Below are 20089 nucleotides of genomic sequence, written 5' to 3' on the forward strand. Positions count from 1 at the left end.
TCCGACCAAGAAGTTAGTGCGTTAAAAATAGAAACAAAATAGGCTTATTTTGTTACGCCTATTTTACCACAAAGAAAAGGACGTGAAAATATGGCGAAACTAAATTGGTCCAAAAAATACAAATATGTTTTTTCTTACTCAAATAAAAAAGGAACTTTTTGGGGATATCGCTATCCTTATTACAACTCTCTAAAACACCGAAAAGAAGCTAGCAAACGTGGATTTGAAAGCGAAAGAGCAGCGAATAAAGCATTGCTAAAAATCCAATATGCTTTAGAAACACAAAACACTTCCTTCATCGAAAATAAACAACTCACCATAGATGAATGGATCGATGTATGGATACCTTACGCCCAAGACAATTGGAGTGTTTCAACTAAACAAAACATTGAATCTGCTATCAAATTTCACATATCACCATTAATTGGAAATCAAAAACTATCTTCTTTAAATAAGATTACCTATAAACGAGAATTTATTGATAAATTAAGACAAAAAAACAAATATACAGAATCTACCATCCAAACTTGGCATAAAATTGTAATGAGGATGATTAACGCTGCAGTACACAATCAAATCATCCCTAGCAACACTCTAACAGGCTTTAAATTTGATTTAAGTAATAATGTTCGTTCGTTCTCTAAAAAGGAATTACAGCGATTTGTGGCGGTTTTAGAAAACGAAGATATTCAAATACAAGTTATATTTTTGACTCTGCTAAAATCTGGAATGAGAAAAGGTGAATTGATGGGGCTTCGTTGGAATGATATTGATTTAAACGAAAAATATTTCGATATCAATTCTACACGTGGTGATTACGGTGAAAACAAACCTAAAACAAAAACCAGTATTCGTAAAGTTTATTTTGACAACTCATTACTCACTTTAATAAAAAAATACAAAAATCACGAGAAAGAACGGCTTCTTAGAGAAGGTATAATTTTAAGAGAAAAGGACTATTTTATTTTAAGTTCTCGAAATTTACCTATCAAACAATCAAGAATTACGTATATATTTCGCCTGTTATGTGAAAAGGCAGAAGTTCAAAACATAACCGTGCACGGGCTAAGACATACACATGCAACGTTTCTAATTGAAGCAGGAGCAAACATTAAATATGTTTCAACCAGGTTGGGACACAAGAATATTAATATAACTTTGGATGTTTATAGCGATGTATTAAAAGAAGAAGAAAAAGAAACAGCTGATATGATGGATAAACTTATTGAGAACTTGTGATTTGTGGTAAAACTGTGGTAAAAACATTCAAAACCATTGATATATAAGCACTCTACCACTCCCCATCTGAAATTGTAAAATAAGTTGTTGTTTCTTTTCAGTCCAAGTAAAAATATATTTCACTAAACGGCCATTGTTCCCTGACGAATGAAGAAAACTGAGTTTACTTGGGCCACTCACTGTCATTTTTTCAGGTACAGCTAGTAAAGTCCTCCGAGCTGATTGGTTCAATTTATCAGGAAATGAAAAGCTTTGTTGTTCTTCAAAAAACCAAACTTCTTGTGTTTCCTCTAAAACAATTGCTTGCTGTTGCGCAAAACGAAGTTGTTTTTCTACCGTAGCAAGAAACTGTTCAATTTTTAACGTTTCTTGCCAGCGGTGAATAGCGAGTGTCGGGAGCATAGTCATAAAGCAAACAATCGTTAAACTAACAAGTGTTTCCATTAATGTGAATCCTGCTGACTTGTTCATTGCTTTTCTGCTGTATATTTATCTAACTGCTCTTTAGTAATGTAGCCTTCGTTGACTAATTCATTTAAGGAAGGCGTCTTATTTTTTTCTAGTGTGTAGAGCTCGATTTGTGATTCTACAATTTTTACGATTGCTTCATTGCCTTTTTTATCAACTGTTTCTTTATGTTTCGCTAAGTTAGGGACAAAAAGTAAAATCAATACGGAAATAATCAATAAGACAATCAACATTTCTAATAATGTAAACCCTGCGTATTTTTGTTTCTTTTTCATTATAAAACTCCTTCCATATTGCCATAAATAGGCAGCAACATTGCCCCATAAACACCGATAATTAAACAAGCAATTATGATAAAAATAAGTGGTTGAACGAGAGTAATGACTCGTTCAATTTTTTTGAAAAAACCTTGGAAACAGACATTACTATAAACCATCAACTCCTTGCCTAATTTTCCTTTTACTTCCCCTTGTTGAATCATTAAACCCAATGCTTTCGTAAAAAAAGGATAAGCAGCTAATTGTCTATGTAAGGTTTCACCAACTAGCAGTCCTTCACTAATTGCTCCAGCTAATTCTTTCATTAAGGGGTAATTGGTTGTATGGCGCATCAAATCGATGACCTCTTTCATTTCTAATCCTTGTGCAAGCAACTTCCCCCATTCTAGTGCAAAAAAAGCACTGACGTATTCCCGATAAAGGCCACGGATAATTGGCAGTTTCAGATATACGAAGGCCCGCTGAATAGCAGACTGATGCTTCAAATAACGGTTTAAAATGAAGAAACTAAATGAGAGGACAAAAACTAAGGTAACCAGAATGTATGGACTGTAAACAATCAGAAGAATCCCAATATTTTTAGAATAACTATTGGCATCATTTTCCATTAATTGGGGCAATAAAAATTGCCGAATACCAACAATGACGAGAATCAAAAAAACAATCAGGAGCAGCGGATAACTAATTATTTTATAGAACTGTTGCCGATATTTTTCCGTTTGAAAAAAATGTTCGGAAATCGCTTGTAGTGTCCCCACCAAATCCCCGTGTGCAGTAGCAAACGACAATTGTGCCGAGACCATTGTTGAAAATCCTAATTCTTCGACTAAAGCTTGTAAGGCAATGCCTGAGGAAAAGCCTTCAACTAAAAAAGTTATACTGTGCTGAGGTAAGGCGTTTGATTTTTTCATGAAGGAAAAACTTTCTTGTATATTAAAACCATTTGCAAGCAAATCCGCTAATAGTTTCAGAAAAAGCTGCTGTTGTTTTTTCGTTAATTTATTCGATGGCTTGAAAATACGTTTTTTCTGTAATAAACCCATACGCCCACGCCTTTCTTAGATTCTTTTGCCAACTACTCTTTATAACGGCTTCCTTAAAGAAGAAATAATCATAAAGAATTCCCGCTACTTGTTCCTTATTAATCGTGGTTGTCAAAATCTGTTGGTAAATGATACCTTGCAAGCATTCAGCCAATTCATGCTCTGGGCCACCTAATTCTATCAAACGCCGTTGCACCCCCAATAAGTTACGGGCGTGAATTGTCGCAAAAATAGTATGACCCGTTAAGGCGGCTCGAATAACTGCTTGAGCCGTCTCGCCATCACGAATTTCACCAATAATCAAAATATCAGGATGATGGCGTAAGCAAACTTTTATCAAGGCTTCGTACGTTAACTGAATTTTTTCATTTGTTTGCAACTGTAAAAACTGCTTTTCCTCAATTTCAACAGGATCCTCAATCGCTATCACTTGTTGTTCGCCACTTCTTTGTTTAGCCACACGATACATGGTTGTTGTTTTCCCAGAACCAACTGGCCCACTGAATAAATAAAGTCCTCGTTTCTGACAAGATGCTTCAATTTCATTCAGCTGGTGGGGAAAGAAAAAATGTTCAGCTTGTTCACCAAATCGGTGCAAAAAACGAATTACCAAGCTCTCTCGATTCTGAAAATCTCCCACAGATGATAAACGCAAGCGTTGCTTCGTCTCGCCAATTAGATAAGTTGTCGCGCCTAATTGTGCTTTTCGTCTTTCTCCGACATCCATGCCGCCTATAAATTTAAAGTGGAAAATTAACTTTTCGCCTATTTCTGCGGAAACTTGTGTGTAAAGTGTCCGTTGCATCCCTGTCCGAAAAGAGATGGCTATTTCGGTATCATTGGGTAAAAAATAAACGTCTTGCGCCCCATGAAGGACGCCCCATTCAATTAATTGATGAGCCAATTTTTTTACATTTTCAGTCATTCATTTCCTCCTCTCACTAATAAACTACGCATTTATTTTATGATTTCAGCAAAAAAAGAACCTCCACCAATAAGATGAAGGTTCTTTTTTTGAAGTTTGCGCTGTCCATCTATCTTCCCCAAAATAGTGGAACTCCTAGACACTTAGTATTATACTAAAAAAATCTTGCGTTTAGTTTTCAAAAATTTCTCTGAATCACAAAATTTTTGAGAAAAACTATGATAATCCGATTGGATCGTTTACGTTTTTGGCTTCGTTTTTTGTTTATTAACTAAATAAACTGGAATTCCTAGAAGCGTAATCCCTATACCAATCAATGCTAGAATAGGCTGTGTAATACTCGTTGTAACCAAGATGAAGATACCACCTAGACTTGCGATAATTGGAATAATTGGATAGCCAGGAACTTTATACGGTCGTTTTAATTCAGGTTCTCGTTTTCTTAAAATAAAAACAGCTAAGAAAATTAATAGATTAAACAGCCACATAACAAAAACTAACATATCCGTCAATAAATCGAAGGTTCCGAAAAACATCATGATAATGGCTACAGCTAACTGGAAAATTCCAGCAACGTAAGGAACAACAAAGCGTTTAGACAACTTTTGAAACTGACGACTAAAAGGCATCAGATTATCTAAGGCTAAGGCATAAGGAATCCGAATCCCTGTCATTGTGTAGCCGTTTAACGCACCATATACAGAGATTAAAATCCCAATAGTTACGATTTTGCCGCCAATTGGTCCAAAAATAGCCACAGAAGCATCCGAAGCTGCATTCAAATTCCCAGCGATTTGCTCAATTGGTAATGTTTTTAGAAACACAAAATTAATTAAGGCATAAATTAAAGTAATCAATAACAAACCAAAAATAATGGCTTTAGGCAAGTCTCTTTCTGGTCGCTTCATTTCACCAGCCACGTTACCCACACCTAGCCAGCCATCATAAGCAAACATGGTGGCGACTAAGGCGCCACTAAAAGCAACTAAAAAGCCAGTATTCGCTGTTGTTTCAACAGGAAAAAGTGAAACAGCTACCTGTCCGGGAGTAAATAATCCTACTAAAGAAATCAAGGCAATTGGAATCAGTTTTACCACCAATGTCGTTGATTGGACCAAAGAAGCAATTTTTGTTCCTAATAAATTAATTATCGTGATACTGGTTCCCGCAAGAATGGCAATTGGAATCAATAAATTTGCCGATAAATGAAACAAATTGATTAGTTGTGTACTAAAAATAATGGATAACGCCGAAATGTTGGCAGGATAATAAATGATACTTTGTGCCCACCCTAAAAGAAAACCAGCTAATTTACCATATGTATATTCAATATACTTCACTGCGCCACCTGTTTCAGGGATTGCTGTAGCAAGTTCGGCACTGGTTAATCCTGCACAAATGGTTAAGGCACCACCTAACACCCAAGCAAAGATAGCTAAACTAGCTGACTGTGCGTGTCCAACGACACTCGCAGCTTTAAAGAAAACACCAGCGCCAATCACCGTACCCATTACCGTGGATAACGCACCAAACGTTGTTATCTCTCTTTTTAATTGCTTTTTCTCCATAGACTCCCTCATTTCATTTAAACTAAAAAAGCGTAACAAAATTTCCACTTTTTTGAAAAGATAACGAAAATAATAGCTGTTTTCATGAAAAATTCTGTGACGATCTCTTTTCAGTATAGCTATTTCTTTTAGAATTTCAAGTTTGAAAACCACAAAAAGAAAATTTGTCATAAAAGTTTTAGAGCATTCATCTTTTGTTTATAAACAAGAATTGAAAAACCGACGATTTTTTATTAAATAAACGAAAAATCGAATCAAAAAGAAACCTTTCTGATCCGATTTTAACTACGTTATTGGTTTTTGACTTTTTCTTTTTTCATTTGTTTGCTGCGTAATTGTCCGCAAGCCGCATCAATATCTGTTCCGTGTTCTTTACGAATAACACAATTGATGCCATTCTTTTTGAGTACATCATAAAATTTTAAAACCGCTTCTTTAGAGCTTCGGCTATATTGATCGTGTTCACTCACTGGGTTATACGGAATCAGATTAACATAAGAAAGTTTTTTCTTATTCCGTAGTAAATCTGCTAATTGTTGAGCATGTTCTGGTCGGTCGTTCACTTGACTCAACATAATATATTCAAATGTAACACGTCGGTTGGTTTTTTCAATGTATTCATCAATTGCTGCCATTAATTTTTCAATTGGAAAACTACGATTAATCCGCATAATTGATGTACGAACTTCGTTGTTAGGAGCATGTAATGAGATTGCTAAGTTTACTTGTAGTCCACTGTCTGCAAATTCACGAATTTTTGGCACTAAACCACTTGTTGAAACTGTAATATGACGGGCACCAATAGCCAAGCCTTTATCATCATTAATCGTTCGTAAAAAGTTCATGACATTGGCATAATTATCAAATGGTTCACCAATTCCCATCACAACGACATGGCTAACACGTTCATCCAACCCACGTTCATCGAAATAATGTTGCACCCACATAATTTGGGCAACAATCTCGCCAGCAGTTAAATCTCTTTGTTTTTTTAATAGCCCACTAGCACAAAATGTACACCCAATATTGCAGCCAACTTGAGTGGTCACACAAACAGATAATCCATATTCTTGACGCATCAAGACTGTTTCAATCATATTTTTATCTGGTAATTCAAATAAATATTTTACGGTACCATCTTGTGCTTCTTGCACAATGACTTGTTTTAATGGATTTAATGAAAAATTTTCTTCTAATAAAGTCATCAATGATTTAGAAATGTTCGACATTTCACTAAATGAAGCAACACGTTTTGTATACAACCATTCCCACACTTGTGTTGCGCGAAATTCCTTCTCGCCATGGGCTAAAAACCAGTCCACAAGCTGTTCTCTCGTCAGTCCATAAATGGATTCTTTCTGCATTTCTTTTCCTCATTTCTGCTATTACATTCGCTTCATAACTATAACGTATTCTCACTTTGAATGCAATATCACGAAGAGCCTCAAAAAAAATCGTTAAGCGTGCATGCTTAACGATTTTTTATAATTAATCTTTCACTAAGTGATAAACTTTTTTGAAGTAGAACGTTCTGGCAATTAAATAGTAAACGACCTGAATCAATAAGAAAACGCCTAAAACTTCCCAGCCAGCTAATTGCATTGGCTGATCTAAGACAGCATACATTGCTTTCAAAGCAACAGCTCCATGAATAAATGAAACAACAATTGGGGTAAAGAATAAAATACCTACTTGTTGGTAAATCATTTTCTTCAATTCTTTTTTCGTCAAGCCAAGTTTGTAAATCATCTTGAATTTTTCAACGTCCGTATTCATATCACTGTATAAACGGAAGTATAAGAAACTACCCGCCGAAACAAAGAACACAATACCGATAAATAGTCCGACAAAAAGAACTGGCGTATAATATTGCGTAATGGCTGCCGACATTGCAGCTGTTCCTACTAACATGGGATACTTGTCACCAATAATATTTTCTGCTTTTATCAATTCTTCACGATTGGTTCCTGCTTTGGGCTGCCAAATTGTTTCTGTTTCCGCTTTGATTCCATCTGTTGAGGTACTATCTGGGATAACAACCACACCGCCAAAAGTCGGTAATACATTGGTTTCTTCTGTTTTATCAATGTTTAAAACTTGATCATTTGCCAATTGAACAGATTTGACATCTACTGATGCAGCAGAAGGAGCATCTTTTTGTGATAAATTAACTACTTTCTCACCTGTTAAAGTTGGTTCATCTATAAATTTTGCGAGTTTATTATATTCAGATGTTTTGATTAATTGGATACCGGCACTTGTTTTGTACATTGTGTAATCAATCTGATCAAACTGAATATTTTTTTCTTGGAATGTTTTTGTCGCAAATTGTTTCATTTCTTGATTTTCTGGGTTGGTCGAATCAGACAATGTCAGTTCGTACGGTACAGAACTTATTCCTTTAAAAATCATCTCGTTCACGCCGTATAACGTTCCAATGGCAGCAAAAGCAACCGTTGATATCACCGAAACCAAGAAGAACGAACGTGCATTATCTTTCATGCGGAATGCTAAATCTGATAAAACGACCATATTGGTTTTTTTCCAAAAGATTTTTGGTTTCCGTTTTAAACGTTCAATGACAGAAACACTCAATTGGTCAAATAAGAATTTTGTCCCTAAAATAACTAAGAAAATTACTGGGAACATCACCATTAAAACTAACTGTCCCTTAGCAACTAAAGCAATTCCGTAACCGACAATTAAAAGTAACACGGCTAAGAAAGATTTAACTTTAGAGCTTTTGATTTCACCTTTACCCATTTCTCCTGCTTTTAATAGCTCTTGAAGTGTCGCTTTTGGCAAGCGGAATTGAATAAAGAAAGAAATTACTAAGAACAAGACCGCAAATGAAATGACAGTAATGATAAACGGCATCACTGGCAAATAAAAACCTAAACCTAGATGCATCAATAAATTGCTAATCCATAAAATAAACTGTGAAAATCCAACACCTAAAATGCTACCAAAAATTGTAGCAAAGAAACCAATCACTAAGTTTTCAATAAAAATCATTTTCTTTAACTGTTTTGGACTCATCCCTTGAATCATCAAGGTTCCAAACTCTTTTTTTCGAGATTGGATAAAGACATCCATCGAGTATAAAACGAATAAGAAAGAGAAACCATAGATTATAATTGCCGCAGCCGTCATTCCCATTTGTGCTTTAGGATTTAAACCATTAGCTAAGGCTGGGTGAAAGACAAAACCAGTGAACGTAAAAAAGATCATCACAGAAAACATTGTACTTAGGAAATAAGCCAAGTATAAATGCTTATTTCGAATCGTGTTTCTTATAACAAACTGATTAAAATTCATTATCGACACCTTCAATCTCAGCCAGTTTCACCATGATTAAATCGTAGAACTCTTTTTGATTGCCATTTTGGACAATTTCATCAATTAATTCACCATCTTTAATAAAGACGATGCGCTTGCAATAACTTGCGGCTAGCGGATCATGGGTCACCATTAAAATAGTCGCCGCTTCTTCTTCATTTAATTGTTGTAACAAGCCCATCACATCCTTAGATGATTTCGTATCTAAGTTTCCTGTTGGTTCATCAGCCAATAATAATTGTGGATGATGAATCATTGCCCGAGCAACGGCGACCCGTTGTGCTTGTCCACCAGAAATTTCTGCAATTCGTTTTTTCAACAGATGATTGATACCTAAACGCTCACTTAATTCTGCTAATTGTCGTTTCATTACAGAGACTTTTTCTCCATCAAGTGTCAATGGCAAAATAATATTTTCTTCAACAGTTAATGTTGGCATTAAATTAAAGCTTTGAAAAACAAATCCTAATTCTGTACGACGGAATTTAGCAATTTGTTCTTGATTCAAATTGTTTGGATTTTTTCCATTTAAAAGTATTTCACCGTCTGTTGGACTATCGATTGTTGCCAATAAATTTAAAAGTGTACTTTTCCCACTTCCAGAAGGTCCCATAATACCAATAAATTCACCATCTTGGACAGTTAAATTAATCCCTTTTAAGGCTTCATATTTAATTTCGTTTCCGTAAACTTTTTTTAAATTTTGTACTTCTAACATATTTTCCACTCCTATTCTTCTCACTCATTTAGTGTATCGAAAACGAAAAAAAACGACAATAGAAAAGAATAACAATGAACTTACATTACTGTAAGTGCACTGTTATTCTTTTAAAAGTTATGCTTCATATTCAATCACATAAGGATGAATCTTCGTATTATAAATAGCTTCTGAATATTCTACGCAACGACCTGTTGGGCTTAACGAACGCCGAATTCTTTTTAAGCCCGTTGTTTCAGTTGTTTGCAACATCTTTTGCTCTGCTTCTGTCAAAGTTGCAACTTCAAAACGGTCTTCAAATTTATAAATTTCAATGGCATGTCGATCCATCAAACGATACAAGGATTCTTCTTTGTATTCAGTCAATGATACGTCTTTCATGGCAGCTGGCAAATAGTAATTAAAATAAATATAGGGTTGTTCATCGATTAGATATAACCGTGAAAGATGAACCACTTCTTCTCCTAAAAATTGATAAGCCGGCATCTCTTTTGACAACGTCAAGTTTTCAACTTGTAAAACTTTTTTAGTTACTTTCTGACCTGATTCATTCAAAAATTCAGTGAATGTCCCTGCTTTTGATAGTTTATTATAGGGACGATTGCTTAACACAGTTGTGCCTCGACCACTTTTTTTCTCAACAAATTCTTCTGTTGCTAACATTTCGATTGCCCGCCGAATCGTAATTTTACTAACGTTAAACAGCTCTTCCAATTCTGTTTCTGTTGGTAAAAACGTTCCTACTGGATACTTGCCACTCAAAATATCTTCTTTAATCTGATCTGCTACTTCTAAATAAAGCACGCTTTTTCTTCTCATGATACGCTCCCTCCCAACCGCACTATTCCTTTCTATTTTACCAGAAAATGATGATTATAACATGATGCTTTGCTGAAATTATAAAAAAAGAACAAAAATAGATAAATTTATCTATTTTTGTTCTTTTTGTTTATTGTTCTGGCGTCTCGGTTGCTGCCTCTTCTGATTCCGCTTGTAGAAAGACTTTTCTTGGTTTGCTACCTTCTGATGGTCCAATAACTCCGTGTGCTTCCAATTCATCTACTAAGCGAGCCGCACGATTATAGCCAATTCTAAAACGTCTTTGTAGCAATGAAATACTAGCTGTTTGCATTTCAACCACCAAGTTTTTCGCTTCTTCAAACAACTCATCTTGAGGAGCTTCGCCACCGCCTGAAGTGGTCGGTTCATCTGTTGGCATCATGCTTTCTTGATATTCAGCTTCTTGTTGATCCGTTACAAACGCAACCACTCGTTCGACTTCTTGATCAGAGATAAAGGCCCCTTGGATACGAATTGGTTTATTTTCTCCCATTGGTAAGAAGAGCATATCGCCTCGACCTAATAGTTTCTCCGCCCCGTTGGTATCAATAATGGTACGCGAGTCTGTCCCACTTGAGACCGCAAAAGCCATTCGAGAAGGGACATTTGCTTTGATGATTCCTGTAATGACATCCACACTTGGCCGTTGTGTCGCTAAAATCATATGAATACCTGCTGCCCGTGCCATTTGGGCTAAACGGATAATCGCATCTTCTACTTCGTTACTTGCCACCATCATTAAATCAGCTAACTCATCAACAATGACAACAATAAATGGTAGAATTGGACGATTTTCGCCATCTTCCGCATTTTTCTGTTGAATTAGTTGATTGTAACCAGTGATATTTCGGACGCCTGTTGCTGCAAATTTTTCATAACGAAATTCCATTTCTTGAACTACTTTTTGCAGGGCTTGGGCCGCTTTTCTCGGATTAGTAACCACTGGCGTTAATAAATGAGGAATCCCGTTATACACATTCAATTCTACCATTTTCGGGTCAATCATCATTAATTTTACTTCATGAGGTTTCGCTTGCATCAAAATACCTGTGATGATGCCATTGATAGCAACCGATTTCCCACTCCCTGTCGATCCCGCAATTAATAAATGCGGCATTTTTGATAGATCTGCAGTTTGAACCATCCCTGAAATATCTCGACCTAAAGGTACTTCTAATAGTTTATCTGGATGACTTGGTTGTGCCTCAACAATATCTCTAAAGGATACTGTACTAATTGCACTATTAGGAACTTCAATCCCGATTAGTGATTTCCCAGGAATCGGAGCCTCCATACGAACGTCTTTGGCCGCAAGCGCTAAAGCAATGTCATCCGTCAAGTTAACAATTTTGCTAACTTTTACCCCAACAGCGGGTTGAACTTCAAATTTTGTGACAGATGGTCCTAAACTAGCTTTGACTACTTTAGCATCAACACCAAAACTCTTGAAGGTTTGTTCTAAGACGCCAATATTTTTTTCGATTTTTTCATATTCACCACTTTGATCCGTTGCTTGAATTGTATCTAACAAATCAGTTGGTGGTAGTTGATAATCACGATCTTCCGCTTCTTCAGAAATTTCAAATTCGAGAACACCAGCTTCATCTGCCGCCTCTTCTTCCTGCTCTCGTTGCGGTTTTGTTGCTGCAATTGGTGGTACAGGCATCGCCTGATTTTGCTGTTGAAACGAATCAATTTGTACAGGCGTTGGTGCGGCCGGTTCTTCCACCATTGGTTGGTGGGTTTCAACAGGTGTTTTTGTTAAGCGCTCGGCTGCCGCTTGTTCCATGCGTTCCCGCTCTTGTAATTTTTGTTGGGCAGCGGCTTCAATTTTTGCTTGGCGTTCTGCAGCTTTGGCTTCTTTCTTCGCTGCTCGCTTCGCCTCTTTTTCTTCTTGTCGCGCCTGTGATTTTGCCGAAACATGACTTAGGCGATCTTGAATACTTTGGAAATGATCAACAATTTGCTGAAAATCCCACATACTCATCAAGAAAATACCCGCTAACAGTAGCAATGTAGCAATTAAATAGCTGCCAAATTGTGCCACCAAAAAGTACGTTCCTTGATAAAGCAGCGCGCCAATCATACCGCCCCCTACGTTTTGCGTCACTTGGTTGGCTTTTAGATCGCTTTGCAAAAACTCCCAAGTGTTACCTAAAATATCTGGTTGACTGCCACTAACATTTCGAAACATAAAGGCATGGAAAAATAACAAAACACTAATATAAATCAGAACAGCCCCAAAAATAGGGCGCCCTCTTTTTAACGGAAAATCTTTCCCATAAATCATGACTAATAAGCCATACAGGATTAGTAAAATCGCTGCAAATGGAAAGGTATTACCTACAACTAAGCGTAAACAATTCGCTAATAACGTGCCTAAAAACCCTAAGCGAAAGAGTCCAAAGACACCGAATAAAATAAAAATCAGGCCAAGAAACATATAATTTAAACGTTCTTGTTGTTGCTGTTGTTTTTTGGTCTTTTTCTTTGTCGTACTTTTTTTCTTATTTGTTGCTCTTTTTTGTGCCATTTAACTTCCCTCTTTCCATCACTTCTCATTATACATAAAAATGGAATCGAACAAAAGTGCCCACCTCATTTTACTTGAAAAATCATGGAAATTTTTTAAAAACTTTCATTTAAGAAAAATGAGCGTGGGACAAAAATCACTTTGGATTTTTGCTCCACGCTCAAAAACTGATAAACGGCGGGAACAGAACCAACTCCTTCGGAAATAATCCGAAATTCTCCAAAAATTAAAGAGCAATTTCCGGAAATTTCTTCTTATTTCTCGGAGCTAAACGGTTCTGTCCCGACCTCATTATTTCTTATTTTGCTGATTCTTAATGGTATAAGTCGAAACGACCTTTAGCCATCATTTCTTTGGTACCACCTGTTTCAAAGAGCGCTTTGTTCATGATAATTTTTTTCATGAATGAAGCTGGGTATCCTTTAATGTCTGTTTTACCAACAATTCCTAAAGCACGTGTATTTCCGACAGAACAAACAGAACCTTGTGATTTAAAGCTGAAAGGTTTAGTTGCTTCCCCTTTCAATTGTGCTTGAATATTTTTAGCAGCATGCGCCCCCATTTTCAAGGCGATTTGTGCTGTTGTTGGGTAAGGTCGATTGGTTTCTGTATCCATAACTGCTGAGCAGTCACCAATAATATAGACGTTGCTATGGTTCGCATCTGTTAAATCTGGTTGAACCATGACACGACCACGACGAGCTTCAAAGCCAGAATCGCCTACAACGTGGCTTCCACTAACACCCGTTGTCCAAATAATTGTTTTAGCAGAAAGTTCTGCCAAGTCGCCTGCTTCGTTATCTTGATAAACAACTGCGCCTGGTTTGATTTCTTTAATCGGTTTACCTAATAATAAATGAATAGCTGAATCTTTTAATAATTGCACACCATAGTTCGCAAGTTTTTCGTTAAACATCGGCAATAGGCGAGTAACTGCTTCGACACAATAAATTTGGATTTGATCTGCTGAGACACCTGCGATTTCAGCAAATTTTGGTTTGTTTTCAACAAGAGAACCTAATAATTCAATCCCTGTAAAGCCTGCTCCGCAGACAACAATTTTTAAGAATTCTTCGTTTTGAGTTGCTTTGTATTGACGCATTTGTTCTTGGATATGTTCATACACGTTTAAAGCCGTTTTCACATCTACCATTTGTAGAGCATGTTCTTGCACACCAGGGATACCAAATGATTCTGATTCAAACCCAAGAGAAACAACTAAGTAATCATAATTGATTGTTTGGCCATCTTCTAAAGCAACTGTTTGTGTTGCAGCATCAATTGTTTTAACTGTTCCTTGGATAAAGGTTGTCATTTTTTCATCGACAACATCCATAATATTGTATGTGATTTTTTCAGCTGGTTGTGTTCCAGCAGCAACTTCATGCAAGTCCGTTGCTTCGTAGTGATAGTTATTACGATCCACTAAAGTAATTTCGACGTCTTTGGCGCCTTTTTGTAATTCGCGTAATGTTTTTAAGCCTGCGTAACCAGCACCTAAAATAACAACATGTTTCTTATTCATTTTGATTCCCTTCCACTCTATAAAAAATTTACAGCCACCACAAACCTATGGCAAAAAATAGCACTTGTGCAGTTGCTCCCACAGCTAAGATCTTCACAGCACAAACAAATGTTTTACTCTTCACTTGTTCCTTCAATAAGGCTTGGGTTTGTTTCCGTACAAAAGGTAAAGTTAAAAGCATGAGTAACATTGTTGGCGGGGTTAATCCTAAACCGACAGCTAACAAAATGGCTAACATTGCTATTGTATTTAATCCGACGAATAATTTCAAAGAACTTGCTTTGCCAAGGTAATGAACTAATGTATATCTCTTGTTATTTTCATCTTCCTCTAAGTCACAGATATTATTTGCTAACATTAAGTTAGCAATGTAACAAGTGTTAGGTAAGGCGACTAAGAAAATCCCCCATAAATTAGCTGCTGACCAATTGAAAACTTCAAACGTATTAATGTAGACACAAATAAGGGTAATCATGAACCCCATTGTAAATCCTGAGAAAACTTCCCCTAATGGTAGACTGGACAAAGGTTTCGGTCCCGATGAATAAAAAATACCAATTAAGTAACAATAAAGACCCATAATTAATAGCGGCCAGCCGACAATGAATGACAACCCAATCCCCATCAAAGCAGAAACGAGAATCATCCAAAAAATCATTTTGCGTATTAATGGCAAAGATAAATTTTCTCGACCGATAATATTCGTTTTTTCCTTATAATCATGAACTTCTGTGGCATGATGGTAATCATTATAATTATCTAAAATATCGACCGCCATATTAAAAATAAACATCGCAATGAAAAAAATTAAAACATAACCAACATGAAGCCGCCCATATTGGTACCAACTAAAACAAATTCCTAACAAAAATGGCAAAACACTCGCTGTTTTTGCTTTTAATTCTACTAATTCAAAAAATATTTCTCGATTCAAACTATCCCTCCGCTACTTTTTTACAAACTTTGTTACTTTTAAAACTTAATTACTGTATTTCTTTCGCCAATTCGTATACAATCAAATAGTATTGAACCACTGAAAGGATCGTAGTATATTTATGAACACATTTTGGAAGTCGTTTCCTGACGTTGAACGTTCTTTAACGGAAACATGTGAATTAATTGAACAAACGTTGCATACACGCAACGAAGACATTGAAGAAGCCTTAGTAACTTTGGCTCGTTCTGGCGGCAAATTATTACGCCCCGCTTTTTTCTTTCTTTTTGCTCAACTGGGTGATGAAGAAAAACAAGAGAAACAACAATTATTAAAAATAGCTGCATCTTTGGAAATCCTACATATGGCTACGTTGATTCACGATGACATTATTGACGATTCTCCATTGCGCCGAGGCGCTGTGACTATTCAATCACAATATGGTAAGGACGTGGCTGTTTACACAGGTGATTTACTATTCACTGAATTCTTTACTTTGATTGCAGATGCCATGAATGGCTCTGAATTTATGAAAATCAATGCACAAGGAATGAAACGGTTATTACTTGGTGAACTCGATCAAATGAGTCATCGATTTGACCGCCGCATGTCGATTCCTGCTTATTTAAGAAGTGTCAACGGTAAAACAGCCGAACTTTTTTCACTAAGCTGTCTTGAAGGGGCCTATTTCGGTCATAGTTCAAAAGAAGTCCAACGTTTAGCTAAACGAATTGGCCGTCATATTGGCATTGCTTTTCAAGTCTATGACGATATTTTAGATTACACTGCCGACACGGAAACTTTGAAAAAGCCCGCTTTAGAAGACTTGTCACAAGGTGTTTATACGTTACCCCTTCTCTTCGCTTATCAAGCAGCACCTGACGTATTCGGCCCTTATTTGGATAAAGGACGCGCCATTACCTTAGAAGAGGCAGCTGAAGTTGCGGCGCTAGTCAATGACTATCATGGCGTTACAGAAGCACAAGCTTTTGCTAAAAAAGTAACCAACAAAGCAATCACTGATATTCAACAATTGCCTGATGGCACAGCAAAAGAAACCTTACTTTCCTTAACTGAGCTCTTATTACATCGTTCATTTTAAACGTTTTATGGAAGAATTGCCATTAATTGAAATAGAAAAACGACTGATTGTTTGCTTTAATCAACAACCAGTCGTTTTTTTATTCCTCGAAAGAACTAATGCCACGATCAATTCGGTAAAGTTTTTGATAATGCGCATTGGTTGCAAGTAATTCTTCTGGCGTACCACTCATCTCTAATTGGCCATCTTCAATAAAGATCGCTTGATCCATCAAAGTTACGCCTTGCAAATGGTGGGTAATCCAGATGACGGTTTTATCTTTTAATGCCTCAAAAAAGGTTTCCAGCAATTGCTGTTCTGTAATTGGATCTAAACCAGTAGTTGGTTCGTCTAATAACACAATCGGTGTATCTTGCAAAAGAATCCGCGCTAGCGCCAAGCGATGTCGTTCTCCACCAGAAAAACGCAAACCTGCTTCATCCACCATTGTTTGTAAACCTTCTGGTAATTGGGTAACCATTTCTTTTAAGCCAACTTTTTCTAAAACCGCCCAAACTTCTGCTTCGCTTGCTTCTTCTCTACCAATCCGAATATTATTTAAAATGGTTGTTCGAAATAGGTACGGTGCTTGGTGCATAACCCCAATATATTCAGTCATCGTCTCACCAAATGCCTCAGTTGGGATATTTCCTAAAAGGATTTCTCCCGAAGTAGGCCGTAAATCACCACGAATGAGCGAAGCCAACGTACTCTTTCCGGAACCACTGCGCCCTAAAATCGCTAATTTTTGTTTTTCAGGAATTGTTAACGATAAGTCATTTAATACCTTTTTCTCTTGATTTTCATATGCAAAAGACAAATGTTCTATCGATAAACTGGTGCCATTTGGCTGAACAGGCGCTTCTGTTGAGTCATCTTCCCCTTCAGGAAGCTCATTAAAACGACGAATGGAATCCTTATAAATCGTTGTTTCCTGTGCAGCAGCAGGTAGCGGAGCAAAAGCATCAATTAACGGAAAAACGGTTAAAACAAAGGCACCAATCCAATTGGCTGCGCCCCCATGATTACCTGGAAACCGCACACTAGTCCAAGCTAAGACAGCAATCGCAATCACACCAAAAAGAAGTTGTAAAACAAAGTCTCGGCCACGGTTAAATTGCTTCATTTTTTCATCTAATGCACGAACGTTTGCTTCATCTGTTTCATAACGAGCAACGAATTCAGAGCCTCGTTGACTAAATACCCAATCAGACACACCTAGAATATTGTCGGTTAGTGTTTGATATAACTCATTTTTGGCATATTTATGTTTTTCTTGACGCGCACCATTCACTAGAACTGAAACAAGTGGCAATAGAAAAACAACCACTCCTAACATCAGTAACATGCATAAAGCAAACCACCAAGAAAAGAAACCTAATGCAATCACTAAAAAGATATACAAAATCCAAGCAATAACGGTTGGGAAAATCGTTCGTAAATACAAGTTTTGGATATGATTAATATCCTCCGAAAGCAAACCTAAGATATCCCCAGTGCGATATTTTATCTTAAAGAAAATCGCATCTTTTTCTAGCACATTATAAAGTTTCAAGCGCAGATCAGAGGTCATTTTTAACACCCAGTTATGACTCGTTAGACGCTCCACATAACGAAAAACAGGACGGCCAATCCCAAATGCTCTTGTTAAAACAATGGGAATATAAATTAATAAAATATTCTCTGGTAAGGAAGCCGCACGACTGATTAAGTAACCAGACGTAAACATTAATGCCCCTGCGCTAAAGAACGTCAAGAAGCCTAAAAGTAAGGCAAAATACAAGGTTTTTTTATAGCGTTTTAAGAAAGGACGAACCCATTGATCGTTTTTCCAAACGTCTTTCGTTGTCGGCTGTTTTTCCATCATTGGCGTCCTCCTCTCATTTGCTTCATTAATTGAACATAGTAGCCATCTTTTTCAATCAACTCTGCTAGCGTTCCTTGTTCCACTAATTGACCTTTTTCCATCACTAAAATGTAATCCATTTCTTCCATCCAATGCAGACGATGTGTCGCAAAGAAGACGAGATGATTGTTCATTAATGGCAACATGCGCTCTTTCATTTCAACTTCTGTTTCAATATCCAAATGCGCTGTCGGCTCATCAAACAGCAAGACGTGGCGTTTTTGATCGACAAAGGCGCGGGCCAACGCTACTCGTTGCGCTTGTCCCCCACTTAACATTCGACCACTTTCCCCAATCAAGGTATGAATTCCTTCGGGAAGATCTTTAACCAGCTCGTCTAAGCCAACTAACTGAATCGCTTGCTGAATCGCCTCATCTGTTGCTTCAGGTGTATAAAAGCGAATATTGTTTGCCAAAGTATCTTGAAAAATATATGGTGCTTGCGGAATATAAAGGATTTGTTTTTGCCAGTCTTTTTGTAAAAAATGTGGAATCGTTTGGCCATTTATCGCCAATTGACTCGTTTCTTCTGTTGCCAATAAAAAGCCACTTAATAAATTAATTAACGTTGACTTACCAGAACCACTCGCCCCGATAATTCCAATCTTTTTGCGACCATCAACAGAGAATTGCAACGATTGAATCGCTTCTTGCGTTGCATCTTCATAGGAAAAATTTAACGCTGTGACTGACAACTGACTTTCTTGATGCCAATCATCTAACGTGAGCACATCGGTCTGTTCTGCTTCTGGCAATGCTAATACCGCTTGGATCGCTTGAAAAGAGTTTTTTCCATCTAAGGTTGCGTGATAATCACTTGAAAAATCACGAATCGGTAAAAAGAACTCAGGTGCTAAAATTAAAGTAACCAAAGCAGGAAATAATAAAATCGTGCCGTTTAATAAACTTAATCCAAGGAAAACTGCCACAACAGCTACCGATAATGTCGTAAAAAAGTCTAACGCAAAGGTTGATAAAATAGCAATTTTCAACGTACTCATGGTCGCTTTTCTGAATCGTTCACTTGTATGGTAAATACTCCCAGCATATTTTTTACTCAACCCAAACAGTTTCAGTGTGTCAATTCCTCGCAAGGAATCAATAAAATGATTGGAAAGCATTTGAAACGCCGCATATTGCTTGTCCGCTTTACTTTGTGCTGCATAACCTAACACAATCATAAAAATAATAATAATCGGAAAAACAATCAACAATGTTACGCCTGAACGAATATCTTGTGTAAAAACAAAGGCCAAAATAATCCAAGGAATAATCATCATATTCATCATTTTTGTCAAAATCAATTGTAAATAATTTTCGGTTTGACTAATGCCTTCTAAAGCCATGGTAACCATATTTCCAGTTCCATTTTTTTGAACAACATTTGGCCCCAAACGGAAAATTTTGGTTAATAATTGTTCGCGTAATTCTTTCGAGCGTTCATAACTAAATGTATCGAGCATTCTCTCACGAAAATACGTAATAACATGTCGACCAAGATAAAAAATAAAAAAGAGTAAAATACTCTGTAGTTGTTGGTTAAGATGCCCGCCACTCCAAAGGCCGACAATGGCTTTTGAAAGAAAAAAAGCTTGCCCAATTATAAAGACTGCTTGCAGGAAAGAAAAACCTGCAAGCAAGACAAGAATTTTTTTGATTTTAGGCATCTGTAAGATGTCTTTATCAATCATA

The 20089-nt window shown here is 36.8% G+C and carries 16 protein-coding genes; 2 read left to right on the top strand and 14 right to left on the bottom strand.

Annotation, left to right across the window (positions count from 1 at the left end; genetic code table 11):
* The first annotated feature begins 90 nt into the window (after positions 1-90).
* Positions 91-1239: a tyrosine-type recombinase/integrase gene (locus IGK72_RS08630; RefSeq protein ID WP_002388210.1), complete on the top strand. Its 1149-nt coding sequence runs from the start codon at positions 91-93 to the stop codon at positions 1237-1239.
* A 27-nt stretch (positions 1240-1266) separates the two neighbouring features.
* Here the strand turns inward: IGK72_RS08630 and comGD are convergent, their stop codons facing one another.
* From comGD to IGK72_RS08690, 12 genes are all read right to left on the bottom strand, one after another.
* Positions 1267-1710, bottom strand: coding sequence for a competence type IV pilus minor pilin ComGD (gene comGD / locus IGK72_RS08635; protein WP_002381715.1), 444 nt, complete (start codon positions 1708-1710; stop codon positions 1267-1269).
* Positions 1707-1982 (bottom strand): competence type IV pilus major pilin ComGC, encoded by a 276-nt coding sequence (gene comGC / locus IGK72_RS08640; protein WP_002356991.1) that lies wholly within the window; start codon positions 1980-1982, stop codon positions 1707-1709. Before comGC ends, comGD begins: the two co-directional genes overlap by 4 nt.
* A complete protein-coding gene (gene comGB, locus IGK72_RS08645; RefSeq protein ID WP_002356990.1) occupies positions 1982-3028 on the bottom strand; it encodes a competence type IV pilus assembly protein ComGB in 1047 nt (348 codons plus the stop codon). The genes comGC and comGB overlap by 1 nt, the downstream gene beginning before the upstream one ends.
* Entirely contained in the window at positions 2985-3953 is a 969-nt protein-coding gene (gene comGA, locus IGK72_RS08650; RefSeq protein WP_002364362.1) for a competence type IV pilus ATPase ComGA, read from the bottom strand. Before comGA ends, comGB begins: the two co-directional genes overlap by 44 nt.
* A 239-nt stretch (positions 3954-4192) precedes the next feature.
* Positions 4193-5521 carry an APC family permease gene (locus IGK72_RS08655; protein ID WP_002362058.1) on the bottom strand — a complete coding sequence of 443 codons (1329 nt, stop codon included), beginning with the start codon at positions 5519-5521 and terminating at the stop codon, positions 4193-4195.
* Between the two features lie 290 nt (positions 5522-5811).
* Positions 5812-6885, bottom strand: coding sequence for a 23S rRNA (adenine(2503)-C(2))-methyltransferase RlmN (gene rlmN, locus IGK72_RS08660; protein WP_165548544.1), 1074 nt, complete (start codon positions 6883-6885; stop codon positions 5812-5814).
* 124 nt (positions 6886-7009) lie between these two features.
* Entirely contained in the window at positions 7010-8839 is a 1830-nt protein-coding gene (locus IGK72_RS08665) for an ABC transporter permease (RefSeq protein WP_002383725.1), read from the bottom strand.
* Positions 8829-9578, bottom strand: coding sequence for an ABC transporter ATP-binding protein (locus IGK72_RS08670; RefSeq protein ID WP_002381711.1), 750 nt, complete (start codon positions 9576-9578; stop codon positions 8829-8831). The genes IGK72_RS08665 and IGK72_RS08670 overlap by 11 nt, the downstream gene beginning before the upstream one ends.
* Before the next feature lie 117 nt (positions 9579-9695).
* Positions 9696-10397: a GntR family transcriptional regulator gene (locus IGK72_RS08675; protein WP_002364244.1), complete on the bottom strand. Its 702-nt coding sequence runs from the start codon at positions 10395-10397 to the stop codon at positions 9696-9698.
* Positions 10398-10527: 130 nt separating this feature from the next.
* Positions 10528-12951, bottom strand: coding sequence for a DNA translocase FtsK (locus tag IGK72_RS08680; protein ID WP_002364367.1), 2424 nt, complete (start codon positions 12949-12951; stop codon positions 10528-10530).
* Between the two features lie 313 nt (positions 12952-13264).
* Positions 13265-14476, bottom strand: coding sequence for an NAD(P)/FAD-dependent oxidoreductase (locus IGK72_RS08685; protein WP_002360017.1), 1212 nt, complete (start codon positions 14474-14476; stop codon positions 13265-13267).
* Positions 14477-14504: 28 nt separating this feature from the next.
* Entirely contained in the window at positions 14505-15410 is a 906-nt protein-coding gene (locus IGK72_RS08690) for a prenyltransferase (protein WP_002360016.1), read from the bottom strand.
* Between the two features lie 121 nt (positions 15411-15531).
* Here IGK72_RS08690 and IGK72_RS08695 point away from each other — a divergent pair, with 121 nt between their 5' ends.
* On the top strand, positions 15532-16512 hold the full coding sequence (locus IGK72_RS08695) for a polyprenyl synthetase family protein (protein WP_002378476.1): 981 nt from the start codon (positions 15532-15534) through the stop codon (positions 16510-16512).
* A gap of 79 nt (positions 16513-16591) precedes the next feature.
* Here the strand turns inward: IGK72_RS08695 and cydC are convergent, their stop codons facing one another.
* The gene (gene cydC / locus IGK72_RS08700) at positions 16592-18358 is read right to left on the bottom strand and encodes a thiol reductant ABC exporter subunit CydC (protein ID WP_430608779.1); all 1767 of its coding nucleotides are present in this window, start codon (positions 18356-18358) and stop codon (positions 16592-16594) included.
* The gene (gene cydD / locus IGK72_RS08705; protein ID WP_023894458.1) at positions 18355-20088 is read right to left on the bottom strand and encodes a thiol reductant ABC exporter subunit CydD; all 1734 of its coding nucleotides are present in this window, start codon (positions 20086-20088) and stop codon (positions 18355-18357) included. Before cydD ends, cydC begins: the two co-directional genes overlap by 4 nt.
* Between the last annotated feature and the right edge of the window lies 1 nt (position 20089).

This window comes from Enterococcus sp. DIV0183, assembly GCF_050541505.1.
Classification (GTDB): domain Bacteria; phylum Bacillota; class Bacilli; order Lactobacillales; family Enterococcaceae; genus Enterococcus; species Enterococcus faecalis.